This window comes from Candidatus Spongiihabitans sp. (assembly GCF_965247905.1).
GTDB lineage: Bacteria > Pseudomonadota > Gammaproteobacteria > Arenicellales > Poriferihabitantaceae > Spongiihabitans.
This window is the reverse complement of record NZ_OZ252047.1, coordinates 1,028,726-1,044,234: the sequence shown is the minus strand read 5'-3', so window position 1 is coordinate 1,044,234 and position 15,509 is coordinate 1,028,726. Positions and strand designations below refer to the sequence as shown.

11 protein-coding genes and 2 tRNA genes are annotated in these 15,509 nt (G+C 51.6%); 6 read left to right on the top strand and 7 right to left on the bottom strand.

Features of this window, described 5'->3' with window-relative positions; translation table 11 throughout:
- Nucleotides 1-105 precede the first annotated feature (105 nt).
- From ACP158_RS05275 to pyrC, 6 genes are all read left to right on the top strand, one after another.
- On the top strand, nucleotides 106-492 hold the full coding sequence (locus tag ACP158_RS05275) for a RidA family protein (protein ID WP_424947908.1): 387 nt from the start codon (nucleotides 106-108) through the stop codon (nucleotides 490-492).
- Between the two features lie 43 nt (nucleotides 493-535).
- Nucleotides 536-2,656 (top strand): ATP-dependent DNA helicase RecG, encoded by a 2,121-nt coding sequence (gene recG, locus ACP158_RS05270; RefSeq protein WP_424947907.1) that lies wholly within the window; start codon nucleotides 536-538, stop codon nucleotides 2,654-2,656.
- A gap of 16 nt (nucleotides 2,657-2,672) precedes the next feature.
- The gene (ubiA, locus tag ACP158_RS05265; protein WP_424947906.1) at nucleotides 2,673-3,524 is read left to right on the top strand and encodes a 4-hydroxybenzoate octaprenyltransferase; all 852 of its coding nucleotides are present in this window, start codon (nucleotides 2,673-2,675) and stop codon (nucleotides 3,522-3,524) included.
- 86 nt (nucleotides 3,525-3,610) lie between these two features.
- The gene (locus tag ACP158_RS05260; RefSeq protein WP_424948404.1) at nucleotides 3,611-4,141 is read left to right on the top strand and encodes an NUDIX hydrolase; all 531 of its coding nucleotides are present in this window, start codon (nucleotides 3,611-3,613) and stop codon (nucleotides 4,139-4,141) included.
- Between the two features lie 390 nt (nucleotides 4,142-4,531).
- The gene (locus ACP158_RS05255) at nucleotides 4,532-6,775 is read left to right on the top strand and encodes a primosomal protein N' (RefSeq protein WP_424947905.1); all 2,244 of its coding nucleotides are present in this window, start codon (nucleotides 4,532-4,534) and stop codon (nucleotides 6,773-6,775) included.
- Nucleotides 6,776-6,855: 80 nt separating this feature from the next.
- Complete coding sequence (pyrC, locus tag ACP158_RS05250; protein ID WP_424947904.1) at nucleotides 6,856-7,911, top strand: dihydroorotase; 1,056 nt, start codon at nucleotides 6,856-6,858, stop codon at nucleotides 7,909-7,911.
- A gap of 96 nt (nucleotides 7,912-8,007) precedes the next feature.
- On the opposite strand, the gene ACP158_RS05245 is transcribed toward pyrC, so the two are convergent.
- From ACP158_RS05245 to clpP, 7 genes are all read right to left on the bottom strand, one after another.
- Entirely contained in the window at nucleotides 8,008-9,930 is a 1,923-nt protein-coding gene (locus tag ACP158_RS05245) for a SurA N-terminal domain-containing protein (protein ID WP_424947903.1), read from the bottom strand.
- A 162-nt stretch (nucleotides 9,931-10,092) separates the two neighbouring features.
- Nucleotides 10,093-10,169: transfer RNA gene (locus tag ACP158_RS05240), tRNA-Asp, on the bottom strand.
- 8 nt (nucleotides 10,170-10,177) lie between these two features.
- Nucleotides 10,178-10,253, bottom strand: a tRNA-Val gene (locus tag ACP158_RS05235).
- Between the two features lie 9 nt (nucleotides 10,254-10,262).
- Nucleotides 10,263-10,535: an HU family DNA-binding protein gene (locus tag ACP158_RS05230; protein ID WP_424947902.1), complete on the bottom strand. Its 273-nt coding sequence runs from the start codon at nucleotides 10,533-10,535 to the stop codon at nucleotides 10,263-10,265.
- A gap of 418 nt (nucleotides 10,536-10,953) precedes the next feature.
- Nucleotides 10,954-13,392: an endopeptidase La gene (gene lon, locus ACP158_RS05225; protein ID WP_424947901.1), complete on the bottom strand. Its 2,439-nt coding sequence runs from the start codon at nucleotides 13,390-13,392 to the stop codon at nucleotides 10,954-10,956.
- Between the two features lie 33 nt (nucleotides 13,393-13,425).
- A complete protein-coding gene (gene clpX / locus ACP158_RS05220; protein ID WP_424947900.1) occupies nucleotides 13,426-14,709 on the bottom strand; it encodes an ATP-dependent Clp protease ATP-binding subunit ClpX in 1,284 nt (427 codons plus the stop codon).
- Nucleotides 14,710-14,854: 145 nt separating this feature from the next.
- A complete protein-coding gene (gene clpP / locus ACP158_RS05215; protein ID WP_424947899.1) occupies nucleotides 14,855-15,508 on the bottom strand; it encodes an ATP-dependent Clp endopeptidase proteolytic subunit ClpP in 654 nt (217 codons plus the stop codon).
- Between the last annotated feature and the right edge of the window lies 1 nt (nucleotide 15,509).

Genomic DNA, 15,509 nt, shown 5'->3' with positions numbered 1-15,509 from the left:
AGGGAAGATTGAATTTTTCGCCTGAAACAACAACCATCATCCATGACAAACCCAATCAGTTTTGTGGTTTAATCGAGCTTCTTTAACTATCAGAATCAACAAACTATGAGTACAAAAACGATCATCAGCACAGAACATGCGCCGGCTGCCATTGGCCCATATTCACAAGCGGTCAAGGCCGGGAATACGGTCTATATTTCAGGACAAATTCCACTCAACCCGGAGACCATGGCGGTCGTGGATGAATCTTTTGAAGCGGCCGCGCACCAGGTTTTTCAAAACTTAGCGGCCGTTGCCAACGCGTCTGGAGGCTGCTTGGCCGATGCGGTCAAACTGAATATATCCTTGACCGATCTTGAAAATTTCGCTGCCGTGAATGAGATAATGATGCACTATTTCACCGAGCCCTATCCGGCCCGCGCCGCGGTCGGCGTCGCATCGCTGCCATTAGGCGTTGCCGTGGAAGTTGAAGCGATTCTGGTCATTGCCTAATGGCCATTGACCGGATTCCATGCCATAGCATTTGTGACCAAGCATGATCCGGCACGATCTTGATCAGGACTGCAAAATAAACTCGCCCATTACCCGTTCCACAAAACATGCCCTGCAAAATCTTTCCGGCGTCGGTCCGCAACTTGCCGCCAAACTGGAAAAAATCGGCATAGCGACACCGGAAGATTTGTTATTCCATCTGCCCCTGAGGTATCAGGATAGAACAAAACTGACCGCGATCGCCGACCTGCGCGCCGGGGTTGATGCGGTTATCGTCGGGCAAATCGATGGCGCGGATGTGCGATTCGGTCGCCGCCGCAGTTTGATTGTCAGCGTCAGCGACCGCTCCAGCGCCATCGTATTACGATTTTTTCACTTCAGTAAAAACCAGCAACTGGGTTTCAAGCCGGGCGCATGGATTCAGTGTTTTGGCGAAGCGCGCCACGGGGCGAACTCGATTGAGATGGTGCACCCGGAATACAAAATATTTCAGCAGCAACCAAACCTGGCGATGCAGGAATCGCTGACCGCGGTTTATCCCAGCACCGAAGGCGTCGGCCCGGTCACCATTCGCAAATTGGTCGATCAGGCGCTCGATCGGCATTTGGATAATTTACAGGAAATATTGCCGGCGGCGGTGCAAAATGAATTTGGATTGATGCCGCTCAGCGAAGCGCTGTTGACCGCTCATCGCCCGCGCCCCGACGCCGATACCGAGGCGTTGCTGAATGGCACCCATGCTGCCCAGCAACGCCTCGCATTGGAAGAGCTGTTGGCCCACCATCTTGCCTTAAATCGGTTGCGCCAAAGACGATACCGCGAATGCGCGCCAAAAATTACCGCCGCCGGGCGCTCATGGAATCGCCTGGTCAAGGCGTTAAACTTCGACCTGACGGCGGCGCAGTTGCGGGTGATTAAAGCGCTTTTGTGCGATATGGCCAAGGGCCAGCCGATGCTGCGATTGGTGCAAGGCGATGTCGGTTCGGGAAAAACCGTGGTCGCGGCCGCAGCAGCATTGCACGCCATTGACAGCGGATTTCAAGTCGCCCTGATGGCGCCGACGGAACTGCTCGCCGAACAACATCGCAAAACATTCCATGTCTGGTTCGATAAACTGGACATAGAAATAGAGTGGCTCGCCGGAAAACTGGGCGCGGCCAATCGGCGTAACGCCCTTGCCCGCATAGAATCCGGAGCGGCGCGCATGGTTATCGGCACCCACGCCTTGTTTCAGAAACACGTTGAATTCAACCGCCTGGGATTAATGATCATCGACGAGCAACATCGGTTTGGCGTCGATCAACGATTGGCGTTGCGCGGCAAAAGCAAGCTTGAAAATGCCGTGCCGCACCAAATCATCATGAGCGCGACGCCAATACCGCGCTCGCTGGCAATGATATTCTATGCCGATCTGGACGTCTCCAGCATCGATGAAATGCCGCCGGGGCGCAAAAGCGTGCACACCGTGGTGTTGCCCAACGCACGCCGCCAGGAAGTCGCCAACCGAATCCGCGCGCTGTGCCAATCCGGTCAGCAAGCCTACTGGGTTTGCCCGCTCATAGAAGAATCAGAAAAATTGCAAGCACAAGCCGCGACCGAGACCCACGCCGCGCTGAAAACGCTGCTGCCCGAACTCGCCGTTGAATTGATCCACGGTCGTCTAAAGAGCGCAGTCAAGGCATCCATCATGCAACGCTTTAGCGACGGGGAGATTGACTTGCTGGTATCAACCACGGTCATCGAGGTCGGCGTCGATGTGGCCAATGCCAGTTTAATGATAATCGAAAACGCCGAGCGTCTGGGTCTGGCGCAACTGCACCAATTGCGCGGCCGGGTCGGTCGCGGCGCCGCTCAGGCCGCTTGCGTATTAATGTACCAACCGCCTCTCGGCGCTTTGGCGAAGGAGCGCTTAGGGATTTTGCGCGACACTAACGATGGCTTTAAAATCGCACAAAAGGATTTGCAGCAAAGGGGCCCGGGGGAGCTGTTGGGAACCCGTCAAACCGGATTGCAACAACTGCGCATCGCGGATTTGGCGCGCGATAAAAGCCTGCTGCCGAAAATCGAAAAGATTGCCAGAAAATTGCAACAAGACTATCCGCAGCTTATTCAACCATTAGTGCAGCGCTGGATTGTGAACAGTGATCAATATGCCCATGTTTAAACCCATGTTTAAGCCCATGTCTAAGATGTATCCCTATATCCAACTAATGCGCCTGCACCGTCCGATTGGCGCATTGCTGTTGCTGTGGCCCACCTTGTGGGCGTTGTGGCTGGCTGGCAAGGGACAACCCAATCCGACCATCGTGGTGATTTTTATTATCGGCACGATGGTCATGCGCGCGGCCGGCTGTGTCATTAACGACTATGCGGACCGAAATCTGGACGCCCAGGTGCAGCGCACCAAAGATCGCCCGCTGGCGAGTGGCGTGTTGACCTCCAGGCAGGCGCTGGTGTTATTTGCGCTGTTGATCAGCATCGCGCTGGTTTTGGTGTTGCAACTGAACCCATTGGCCATCGCGCTGTCGATTGTTGCCGCGTTACTGGCGGTGCTGTATCCATTTGCCAAGCGATTCACCCACTTGCCCCAGTGTGTTTTAGGGCTGGCTTTTTCGTTTGGCATCCCCATGGCCTACGCCGCGCTGACCAACGCGCTTCCCATTGAAGCCTGGATATTACTGGCCGCAAATTTCCTGTGGATTGTGGCCTACGACACCCAATACGCCATGGTCGATCGGGACGAAGATCTGTTGATAGGCGTTAAATCCACGGCCATTCTATTTGGCAAGTTCGACAATCTCATCGTCGGCTTGCTGCACACCGCGGCGATTTCAATATTAGCGGTGGTTGGCTGGATGAATCGGCTGACCTGGCATTTTTATTTCGGCTTGGCTTTGGCGGCAGGCTTGGCGATATACCAACAATATCTTTGCAAAGACCGGGTTCGGGAAAATTGCTTGCGTGCGTTTCTCAATAATAACTGGGTCGGCGCCATGGTATTTTTCGGAATAGTGTTAGGATTGCTTCACTAGAATTGCTCCGCCAGGATTGCTGCACTAGAATTGCTGCACGCCAACATTGTTTCACAGTAACCGACATTATGATTGACATTAACGCCATAAAATTCTGCACCCACTGCGGCGATCAAGTGACGCTGACCATTCCAGCGGGAGACAATCGGCAGCGCCATGTGTGCACCCGCTGTGGTGAAATTCAGTATCAGAACCCTAAAATTGTCACCGGCTGCATCCCGATTTGGGAGGACCGCATATTATTGTGCAAACGCGCCATCGAACCACGCAAGGGATACTGGACCATACCTGCTGGATTTCTCGAGAACGGGGAATCCATTGAACAGGGCGCGGCCCGGGAAACCCGTGAAGAAGCTTGCGCTGAAGTGGTCGACCAGCAGTTGTACCAAATTTACAATATCCCGCGCATTGGCCAGGTCTATACCTTGTTTCGCGGCCAACTGCGCGGCCCTGAGGACTTTGGCGTCGGGCAAGAAAGCCTTGAAGTCAAATTAGTTGAAGGAAAAGATATCCCGTGGGACGACCTTGCCTTCAAAGTGATTCACAATACGTTGTTGCGGTTTTGGTCGGAACACCGTGCTGGAGCGTTCAATTTTATGGTTGACAGCATTCGCTGACGCGGAAATTGCAGCAGCATGGGGAGCGGTCGGCGCGCTCCAATAGGCGGCTTGGAGGTCACAATTTATTTTCGGGAATTTTCCAACTTCACGAAAATTAGAAATGCTAAGTGATTGATTACACGTTAATTGTATTTGTGGATTTTCAAAAGCCAGCGCTATCACCATCGCACTGGCAGTAAGTTATTCACAAACCGCAATGCGATTGTGATGAAAGTTCAATTTAGCGTATTTGCTTACTCAATAGATTTAAAATAAGAATACAACTCATTGTTTTATATGCATTATTCTGAATTTATCGCATTTTTCGGAAAGCATCGCCCATGACCATGAAAACCCTTTGCAGAAGCCAGTTTCCGCTATTTATACACAAAGTTATCCACAGGATCTGTGAGTAATTCAGCCCGGCCAGTTCACGTCCAAGTCGCCATCCCGGTGCCGGTCAGGCAGGTTTATGACTATTTCGCCCGCCGGCGACTCGAGCCTGGCATTCGGGTTGTCGTTCCATTCGGAAGACGAAGGCTAATTGGAATCATTGTCTCCAATCACCAGCCTGCTGCCGATTTCACGCCCGATTTCACCCCCGCTTTCACAGTGAGGCCGATCGAACAGGTGTTAGACCATGAATGTTCCATTGGGGATAACATGCTGGCACTGTTGCACTGGGCCTCCGGATACTACCATCACCCGCTAGGCAAAGTCCTCAATGCGGCCCTGCCGGCAAGGCTGCGTAGCGCCAAGCCGTTGGAAAATCCGCTGACGGAAACGGTATATCGCTGCTTGCCGGACCTCGATCGCGCAACCACAAACAAGTCTCTGGCCCGGGCTCCCCGGCAACGCGCGCTGTTTGCACTGGTTTGCGCGCATAACTGGATTTCAGCGCAACAGATCAAATCATTATCCAGGGACATCAGCGGCCCTGTTGGTCGACTATTGGCCGCGTTAATCGACAAGGGCTTTATAGAAAACGGAATACACGCCGCAATGGCGTTAAGTCATGCACCTCAACCGTTTCAGGGCAGTTTGACCGAACAGCAGCAACTGGCGATAAACGCGGTTGCGTCATGCTCTGGGAAATTCAAGTCCTTTGTCCTGCATGGCATTACCGGCAGCGGGAAAACCGAGGTCTATCTGCACCTCGCCGAGAGGTGCATCGCCCAAGGCCGCCAGGCTCTGGTGTTGGTGCCGGAAATCGCCCTTACCCCCCAGTTGGTAGAGCGATTTACCGCAAGGCTTGGTCATGGCGTATGCGTGCTTCATTCAAGCATGACCGACCAGCAACGCTATCGAACCTGGTGGAACGCCAGAGCTGGAAACGCGACCGTAGTCCTCGGAACCCGTTCGGCCGTTTTTACCCCGATGAAAAACCCTGGGTTAATCATTGTCGATGAAGAACATGATATTTCATACAAACAGCAGGAAGGATTCCGCTACCATGCGCGCGACCTGGCGATAAAACGCGCCAGTCTTGAAGGCGTGCCGATTGTTCTTGGGTCGGCCACGCCCTCAATGGAATCGATGAACAATGTGGCCTCAGTCCGCCACCAATTGCTGCGCCTGAGCCACCGCATCGGCGCCGCTAAATTGCCCAGAGTGGAGTTGGTGGACTTAAAAATATTCCCGCTGCACGAAGGCATTTCCGCGCCGCTTCTTGCCGCGATTAGTCGCGGTCTGGAGCGGCGGCAACAGACCATTTTATACATCAACCGCAGAGGCTTTGCCCCAATAGTTCAATGTCGAGTTTGCGCCTGGCAGGCGCGTTGCGATCGCTGCGACGCCTTCCTGACCTTTCACAAAAAGACCAACGCGTTTCGCTGTCATCACTGCAGCAAGATGATCAACGCGCAGTTGAATTGCCCGCAATGCGGCCAAACGCTTTTTTATGCCGGCGTCGGCACGCAAAGAATTGAAGAAACGCTAATCAAGCAATTCCCCCAGGCCCGGATTAGCCGCTTTGACCGCGACCAAATGAATACCCAAAAAAAACTCGAACGAACATTGCAACAAATCAATGCGGGCAAGGTCGATATCGTGATTGGCACTCAACTGATTTCCAAGGGGCACGATTTTCCCGGGGTCACTCTGGTGGGCGTCATCGATCCGGATCAAGGGTTATACAGCGTGGATTTTCGCGCGCCTGAGTATCTTTTCCAGCAACTCGTGCAAGTGGCTGGCCGCGCCGGTCGCAGCAACACCCCCGGCCAGGTCATTATTCAAACCGCGCACCCGGAAAATCCTTACCTGCATTTAATTCGGGATTATAACTTTGATCAGTTTTACCGCTATTGCAGCGCGGAACGCGAATCGGCGGGGTTGCCGCCATTTGGTCATATCGCCCTGTGGCGCGCCGAATCGACCAATGACAAGGCGGGTTTGCAATTCCTGCAGTTTGTCAGCCAGACTGGGCGCAAAATCCTGGCTGGCAAACGGCTCAAAGGAATAGTCGTGATGGATCCGGTCAGTTCGCCTATGGAAAAACTCGCCGGAAAATTTCGCGCCCAACTATTGATTAAAGCGAGCGCGAGAAAATCGCTGCACGAATTAATCCGCCATTGGCTGAAGGAAATTGAACGCTCGCCGGCAAGCCGCAAGGTGCGCTGGTCTATTGATATCGACTCCATGGAAATGTTTTAGCAGGGAATGTGGCATGATTAAACCTGCGATTCCAAAAACCGAACATCATCATCATCATCACCACGACCACGACCATGACCATGACCATAACGATGACCCAGCCGGATGATTGGCATGTCCATGTCCGCGACGGCGAAATGCTGGCGCGGGCGGTGCCCTACACCGCAGCGCAGTTTGGGCGGGCGCTGATCATGCCCAATCTCGACCCGCCGGTCAGCACCGTGCAGCAAGCCCTTGAATACCGTAAAACCATCTTGTCCGCATTGCCTGCTGGCACATCGTTTGACCCGAAAATGAGTCTTTACCTGACCGATAACACCACCGAAGCCGAGGTCAAGGCGGCCGCGCAATGCGAGCATATACTGGGATTTAAGTTGTATCCCGCCGCAACCACAACGAATTCGGCATCCGGCGTAACCCGAGTAAGCGGCATGATGAATGTGTTTGAAGCCATGGCCCGGCATGGCGTGGTGCTGCAGGTTCACGGCGAAGTAGCCGATCCGCATGTGGATATATTTGATCGGGAAGCGGTCTTCATAGATCAAATTCTATTTCCGCTGCATCAGGAATTGCCGGATCTTGGACTGGTATTGGAACATGTCACCACCCGCCAGGGCGTGGACTTTGTTAAAGCCACCAACCATTTTGTGGCGGGCACGATTACGCCGCATCATTTGCTGTACAACCGCAATGAACTGTTTCGCGGCGGTATCCGTCCGCACCTGTATTGCCTGCCCATACTAAAACGCGAGCCGCATCGCCAAGCACTGCTTGTCGCCGCAACCAGCGGCGACCCATCGTTTTTTCTGGGCACCGACAGCGCGCCGCATACCCGCAGCCGCAAACAAAGCGCATGCGGCTGTGCCGGCATATTTTCGGCGCACGCGGCGATAGAGTTTTACGCCGAGGTTTTTGCAGGATTGGAATGTATCGATAAACTGGAAAACTTCGCTAGCCATTTTGGCGCTGATTTCTACCATCTCGAGCGAAATCCGGGAAAAGTCACGCTCAGCAATAAAACAAAGCATATTCCAGAAAGCATCAGGAAAGCTCATGGCGCCGATGCCGCAGCCAGTGATGATGACATCATACCGCTGATGGCCGGCGAAACCCTTTCCTGGTCATTGCGCGCCTGATTCCTGGGCGATACTTCAAATCAATGACTGTTGCGGGTTTTCCTGCCCGCATGTTCAAATCCAACTCCTCAGGCGGTCTCCGGGACGGAGTGGTGACTAGAGTTGTTGTTGCGAAATCGTGATGTCCGCGTTTTTTCTCAGCAACGCCCTGAATCGATTAAACATTCCCGCGCCGTCCCGCTCCAGCAATTGTTGCTGCACCGTGGTGCGTTGCGCATCATCCACGCTGGCCAAGTCGCTCTGCTCAACCTGTTCAAGAGAAACCAGCGCGTAGTCGCCATTATCGAGCGCCAATCCGCCAAACCGAACCTCGCCTTTTTTTGGCGCAGACAGTGCGAACACCACGTCCCCCAACATCGTCAGTTCTGCGGGGATTTCGGATTTCTTGCTCGGCAGCGTTAACGCCCGCAGATTTTGTTGCGCAATAAAACGCTCCCAACTTGCCTTGTTCTGAACAGACGATTCCAGAGAGGTTAACAAGTCCGAGCCCATTTGCCACACTTTAGCCTGCGATTTTTCGGATTTTATGGTCGCAATAATTTCGCTTCTAACCGACTCAAGACTCTTTGGATGGGCCGCTTCGTATTCGGATTTTTGCACCGCGACCAACTTGTCAAACCCGATCTCAATAGCCGAACTGACCAAATTTTCATTCAGCACATCTTCGGCAAATGCGGCCCGCCTGACCGCCGCGTCTTCGGCTACGCCGCCGCCCTTATTCGCCGTGAACCAATCGCTGGATTGAATCGGCAAATCCATTGCATCCGCCGCAGTGGTCAGATCATCCGGATCTTCAAACACTAAATTCTTGAATGATTCGGCAAGTTCGGCAAACAAATTCTCGGCTTGAAATTTCATCAGGTCCTGTAAAACTTCGTCGCGCACCTGATCAAGGGTTTGTTGGCGTTCCGCCGATAATGCGGTTAACTTGATGATGTGATACCCGAACCGCGTTTCGATCGGGCCCTGGATTTCGCCGGCGCGCATCGCAAAAACCGCGTCCTCAAATGGCTTGACCATTTGCCCTCGTGCCACCACGCCCAAATCCCCGCCGTTTTGCTTGGACCCCGGATCATCCGAGTACTGTTGCGCCAGGGCGGCAAAATCTTCACCGGCGTTGGCTCGATTCAGGATATCGCGGGCGAGTTCAAACTTGGCGCGCTTCTGCTCCTCGTTGTCCGATTCGCTCACGCTAACCAAAATATGGCTGGCGGTGCGGCTTTCGGCTTGTTTGTATCGGCCTTTTGTGTCCTCGTATAGCGCGTTGATTTCCTGTTCGCTGGGCGCGATAGAGCCTGACAACGACTCAACAGAGAGCTCGATATAATCCACTTTTATACTGGATTCAGTTTCATAGCGACCCAGGTTTTTCTCATAATATGCCTGTATCTCGGCATCGTCTATATCAAATTCCCCGTCAAACTTGTCCGCATTCAACACGGTATATTGCGCGCTTCGGCTTTGCGCGCTGAGCGCCAGCAGTTGATCGCGCTCCATTGCGGTGAAAAACGCCGAATCGGCGATGCCTGCTCGTAGTTGATTAATGGCCCCATTTTGTCTTTGCGATTGTTCAAAGCCCTGAGCCGTCAATCTATTCGCATTCAACAGTTCCAGATACCGCGTTTGACTAAACCTGCCCTGTTCAAGAAACGCCGGGAATGTTTGAATTATTTCTTTTAACTGGTCATCGGAAATACGAAAATTTTGATCAATGGTAAATTGTGTCAAAAGTTGATCGTCCACCAAACTGTCGATCACCCGACTCTTAACCCCCAAACTATCTAATAATGCGGGATCAAAATCACCGCCAAGGCGATCAATCAGGGTTTGTCGTTGCGCTGAAAGTGCTTGCTGATAAGCATAATTGGAAATCTCTGCACCATTTACCGTGGCCACGGCAATTTCGGTTGCGCCCTGGAAATAGGAGTTGATTCCCCACAGCGCAAAAGGGATGGTAATCAAAGTTACAATTACCCAGGCAATCCAGCCTGTGGCGCGTTCTCGAATCGCGGTCAGCATGGGTGTTCCCCGAAAGTCATCTAAATATATTGTTCAATAAAAACTAAACCCGCTTTGAACGATGCAACCTATTAGAACGCAATGCAGGCGCAATGACCGGGGTCAGTTATTTGCCCTTACATCCATGTAAATAGGCGGGACCAAGGTCCCGCCTATTGGTTCTGGCGGAGCGGACGGGACTCGAACCCGCGACCCCCGGCGTGACAGGCCGGTATTCTAACCAACTGAACTACCGCTCCTGAAACAATGGTGGGCGCTGCAGGGATCGAACCTGCGACCCTCGCCTTGTAAGGGCGATGCTCTACCCGCTGAGCTAAGCGCCCAGGACAAGGCTAGTTTATGGCGTCTTTCAGCCCTTTTCCAGCCTTGAATTTTGCCGCGCGGGAGGCGGCGATTTGAATGGTTTCCCCGGTACGTGGATTGCGCCCGGTTCGAGCCGCTCTGTCGGAAACAGAGAATGTTCCAAAGCCAATTAGAGAGACGGAATCTCCGCGTGACATTGCATTTTCGATAGCGTTAAAAACGGCATCCACGGCCCTTCCCGCATCCGCCTTAGTCAGGTTTGCGCTTGTTGCTACTGCTTCGATTAATTCTGATTTATTCATGTTTTGGTTTCCTCGTTAACTAAAATTTAAAATTACAAACAGTTTATGCGAGGCCTGTAAACGCCCCACCGAAATCTCACTGATTATCGCGATCTTTATCTATTGTATATGGCGAGATATGAGTCATCTTTGTAGCCGCGTTTGTGCTGATACCCACACGCCAGCCTAATCATAATAAAAATCAAGCCCGAAAAGCAAATAAAAATAACGGCTTTTCGGTCATATCGGGGTTTTATTTTCTTGGCAACAGGCTAAAAAATAATTTCTGTATTAGATGGAAAGCTCCGCAAACCCGATCCTTATATTATATTGCAGGCAAGTTAATTCTCATAACTATCTGATTTTTAATAGTTCTCAAATTTTTCACCCGCGCAGTTTGATTATTGAGTTGGACCATTTACTTGGAACAAGTGGCTGTTTAGTGTGCCGTCAGACCAGACTGCGCATCATCCGATTTGCTCGGTTTGTTATCGTTTGCCCGCTGAGCATCGCTGATATCTTTCTCTGCAGCCGGTTTAGGCACCCGTTCCAGCGCAAGTTCAATCACTTCGTCTATCCATTGTACCGATTTTATCTCTAAATCCTGCCGAATTTTTTCCGGTATTTCCGGCAAATCACGAGTGTTTTCATGCGGGATAATGACCCGCTTTATCCCCGCGCGATGCGCGGCCAGGAGTTTTTCCTTCAGGCCGCCAATCGGCAACACCTCTCCCCGCAGCGTAATTTCTCCGGTCATCGCCACCGTTGACAACGCCGGAACTCCAGTCAATGCCGAGACAATGGCGGTGCACATTCCAATGCCCGCGCTGGGCCCATCCTTAGGCGTCGCGCCCTCGGGAACATGCACATGGATATCTTCTTTTTCATAGAAATCCTGATTGATGCCCCATTGGCGACTACGACTGCGCACAACACTGATGGCCGCAACAATAGATTCCTGCATGACCTCCCCCAGCTTGCCCGTATAAACGCGCTCGCCCTTGCCCGGCATAACCGCGGCCTCAATAGTGAGCAGCTCTCCGCCAAACTCGGTCCAGGCAAGACCCGAAACCTGGCCAGCCTTGTTTTCTTTTTCCGTGGCGTTTCTGCGAAATCGTTTTGCCCCCAGATATTTCTCCAGATATTTTGGCGTGACGCTTACTTTTGCCGATGTTTTATGGAGCAACAACTCTTTCACGACTTTTCGATAAATTTTTGAAATCTCTCGCTCAAGATTTCGAACCCCGGCTTCTCGGGTATAGGATGAGATTATTGCTTTAATGGAAGCGTTGCTTAAACTGACTTCGCTTGCCTTCAAGCCATTGTTCTTTCTTTGTTTGGGGACTAAATAACGGTGCGCAATCTCCAGTTTTTCTTCGTCGGTATATCCGGAAATTCGTATCACTTCCATGCGGTCCAACAATGGGTTGGGGATGTTTAATGTATTTGCCGTGGTGATAAACATCACATCGGACAAGTCGTAATCCACTTCCATATAGTGATCGCCAAATTTATGATTTTGCTCCGGGTCAAGCACTTCCAGCAATGCCGAAGACGGATCGCCGCGAAAATCCATCGACATCTTATCCACCTCATCCAGCATGAACAACGGGTTGTTGGTTTTTGCCTTGGCCAGGTTCTGGATTATCTTGCCCGGCATGGAGCCAATATAAGTTCTGCGATGCCCGCGAATTTCGGCTTCATCACGAACCCCGCCCAGAGACATCCGAATGAACTTCCTGTTGGTCGCGCGCGCAATCGATTCCCCCAACGAGGTCTTGCCGACCCCGGGCGGGCCAACCAGGCACAGAATGGCTGCCTTGGATTTTTTGACGCGCTTTTGCACCGCCAAATATTCCAATATCCGATCTTTGACTTTTTCCAGTCCATAATGATCATCGTCCAACACCTTTTGCGATTTTGCGATATCCCTGGAAATTCGCGTCCCGGTTTTCCATGGCAACGCCAGCAGCCAGTCGACATAGTTGCGCACGACTGTCGCCTCGGCCGACATGGGCGACATCATCTTCAACTTCTTTAACTCGTTTTCGGCTTTCTCCATCGCCTCCTCGGACATGCCCGACTTCGCTATTTTTTTCGCGATTTCATCGTTTTCATTAATGCCTTCCTCCAGATCCCCCAACTCATTTTGAATGGCTTTCATTTGCTCATTCAGGTAATACTCGCGCTGGCTTTTGCCCATCTGCTTCTTTACCCGGGCGCGAATTTTGTTTTCAACTTGCAGCAAATCGATCTCGGAATCGATAACGCCCAATATATGCTCAAGCCGCTCATTCGCATCAAGCAACTCCAGGATTGCCTGTTTTTCCTCATTTTTAAGGTTCAAGTGCGCGGCTATGGTATCCGCAACCCGCCCCACATCCTCTATGCCACTTAGCGAAGTCAAGATTTCCGGCGGAATTTTTGAATTGAGTTTGACATAATTTTCAAACTCGGCGGTGACTGTTCGCAGCAAAATATCCGATTCCTTGGAATAAATATTGGTGTCGTTCACCAACTCGACCTCACACATGAAACAATCTTTTGGATTATTGACATCATGGGTATAATGCAAAATCCTGGCTCGCCGCTCGCCTTCGACCAATACCTTGACCGTGCCATCCGGCATTTTTAGCAGTTGCAGTATTGAGGCGATGGTGCCGGTATTAAAAATGTCATTAACAGTCGGATTATCCTGACTCGCGTCTTTTTGGGCGATCAACAAAATGCTCTTTCCGCCTTGCATAGCGATTTCCAGCGCCGTTACGGATTTGGCCCGACCGACAAATAACGGGATAACCATGTGCGGAAACACCACCACATCGCGCAAGGGCAAAACCGGCAGTTCAAGGAATTTTTTGGCTTTACAGGCGGACATGACTATAAGCGGACGGCGGGCAAGACATTCGGGCTAAGTCGCAGCCAGCGCCGCGGCTTTTTTGTTACGCTCATTTTCGTAGATATAAAGCGGTCGCGCACCTTCGGTAATCACTGAAGAGTCAACCACCACTTTTTTCACCCCTTCAATTGATGGCAATTCGTACATGGTTTCAATTAGTGCATTTTCCATGATGGAGCGCAATCCCCTTGCGCCGGATTTGCGTTGCATCGCTTTTTTGGCGATTTGATGCAGCGCGTCTTCACGAAATTCCAGTTCCACCCCCTCGAACTTGAATAAAACCCGGTATTGTTTGGTCAATGCATTTTTGGGTTCGACCAGAATTCGAACCAACGATTCCTCTTCCAACTCATCCAAGGTTGCAATGACCGGCAACCGCCCAACGAATTCCGGTATCAATCCATACTTAACCAAATCTTCCGGCTGCAACTGATCAAGCAATTCACTGGATCGCTCATTCGCGGACTTGCCTTTTATGTCTGCGCCAAAGCCAATGCCGGATTTTTCGGTTCGTTCCTGAATCACTTTTTCAATGCCTGAAAATGCGCCGCCGCAAATGAACAGGATATTGCGGGTATCGACTTGCAGAAATTCTTGCTGCGGATGTTTTCTGCCGCCTTGCGGCGGAATTGATGCGATGGTGCCTTCGATCAATTTCAGTAACGCTTGTTGCACGCCTTCTCCGGACACATCCCGAGTGATCGAGACATTTTCGGCTTTGCGCGAAACCTTGTCAATTTCATCGATGTAAACAATTCCAACTTGCGCTTTTTCAGTGTCGTAATCGCAGGTTTGCAGCAGTTTCTGAATGATGTTCTCAACATCCTCGCCGACATAACCGGCTTCGGTGAGGGTCGTTGCATCGGCGATGGTGAACGGCACATTGAGTTGCCTGGCCAGGGTTTCCGCCAGCAGCGTTTTGCCGGAACCGGTGGGGCCGATCAACAAAATATTGCTTTTGGAAATATCAACTTCGGAACTCGATTCCTCGTTGTCTATGCGCTTATAGTGATTGTACACCGCAACCGACAGCATCTTTTTGGCGTCCGGCTGGCCGATGACATAGTCGTCCAGAATAGCATGGATCTCCTCGGGGATCGGAAAACGATCCGCGTTTTCCTGAGCGGCAATCTCGTCCGTGGTTTGTTCACGAATAATCTCATTGCATAAATCCACGCATTCATCGCAGACGAACACGGAAGGACCGGCGATGAGCTTCCTGACTTCGTGCTGGCTTTTGCCGCAAAAAGAGCAGTACAGCGACTTGTCGCTTTTACTCAAGGACTTGTCTGTCATAATAGGGTTGGGGATATATCCCGGTAATAGGCCTGCAAGGATATATGCCGGTAATAGTTATGCCGCAAAATGTGGATATTTGCAACCGTTATTATATCCTGCTGCCAAAATATATTCGCGCATATATTCGCGCATATATTTGCGGCTATTCTCTTTTCGTCAAAATCGAATCAATGATGCCGTATGCCTCGGCGTCGCTGGAGCTCATAAAATGATCGCGATCGGTGTCCGCCTTGATGGTTTTCATGGACCGGCCGGTATGGTCGGATAATATCTGATTAAGTCTTTCCCTCATTCTTAATATCTCTTTGGTGTGAATCTCAATATCAGAAGCCGGCCCGTGGGATTCCCCCATCGGCTGATGAATCATGATTCTGGAATGCGGCAGCGCATGGCGTTTCTCTTTTTGGCCGCCGGCTAAAATCACCGCGCCCATGCTGGCCGCCTGGCCGATGCACACCGTGCTGATGTGCGGCCGGATAAACTGCATGGTGTCGTAAATCGCCAGGCCGGAAGAAACCGCGCCGCCCGGGCTATTGATATAAAGCGAAATATCTTTTTCAGGATTCTCTGATTCAAGAAACAGCATTTGCGCCACGATCAAGTTAGCCATCTGGTCGTCAATCGGCCCAACCAGAAACACCACGCGCTCTTTCAGCAATCTGGAATAAATATCATACGCCCGCTCGCCGCGCCCAGTGGATTCAACCACCATGGGCACTAAGCCGATGTTAGTCGCGTCGTCAGCGGTTGCGCCGGGCGCGAGTTTGTGTTCGATATGCTTAATGCTGGCGTTCATA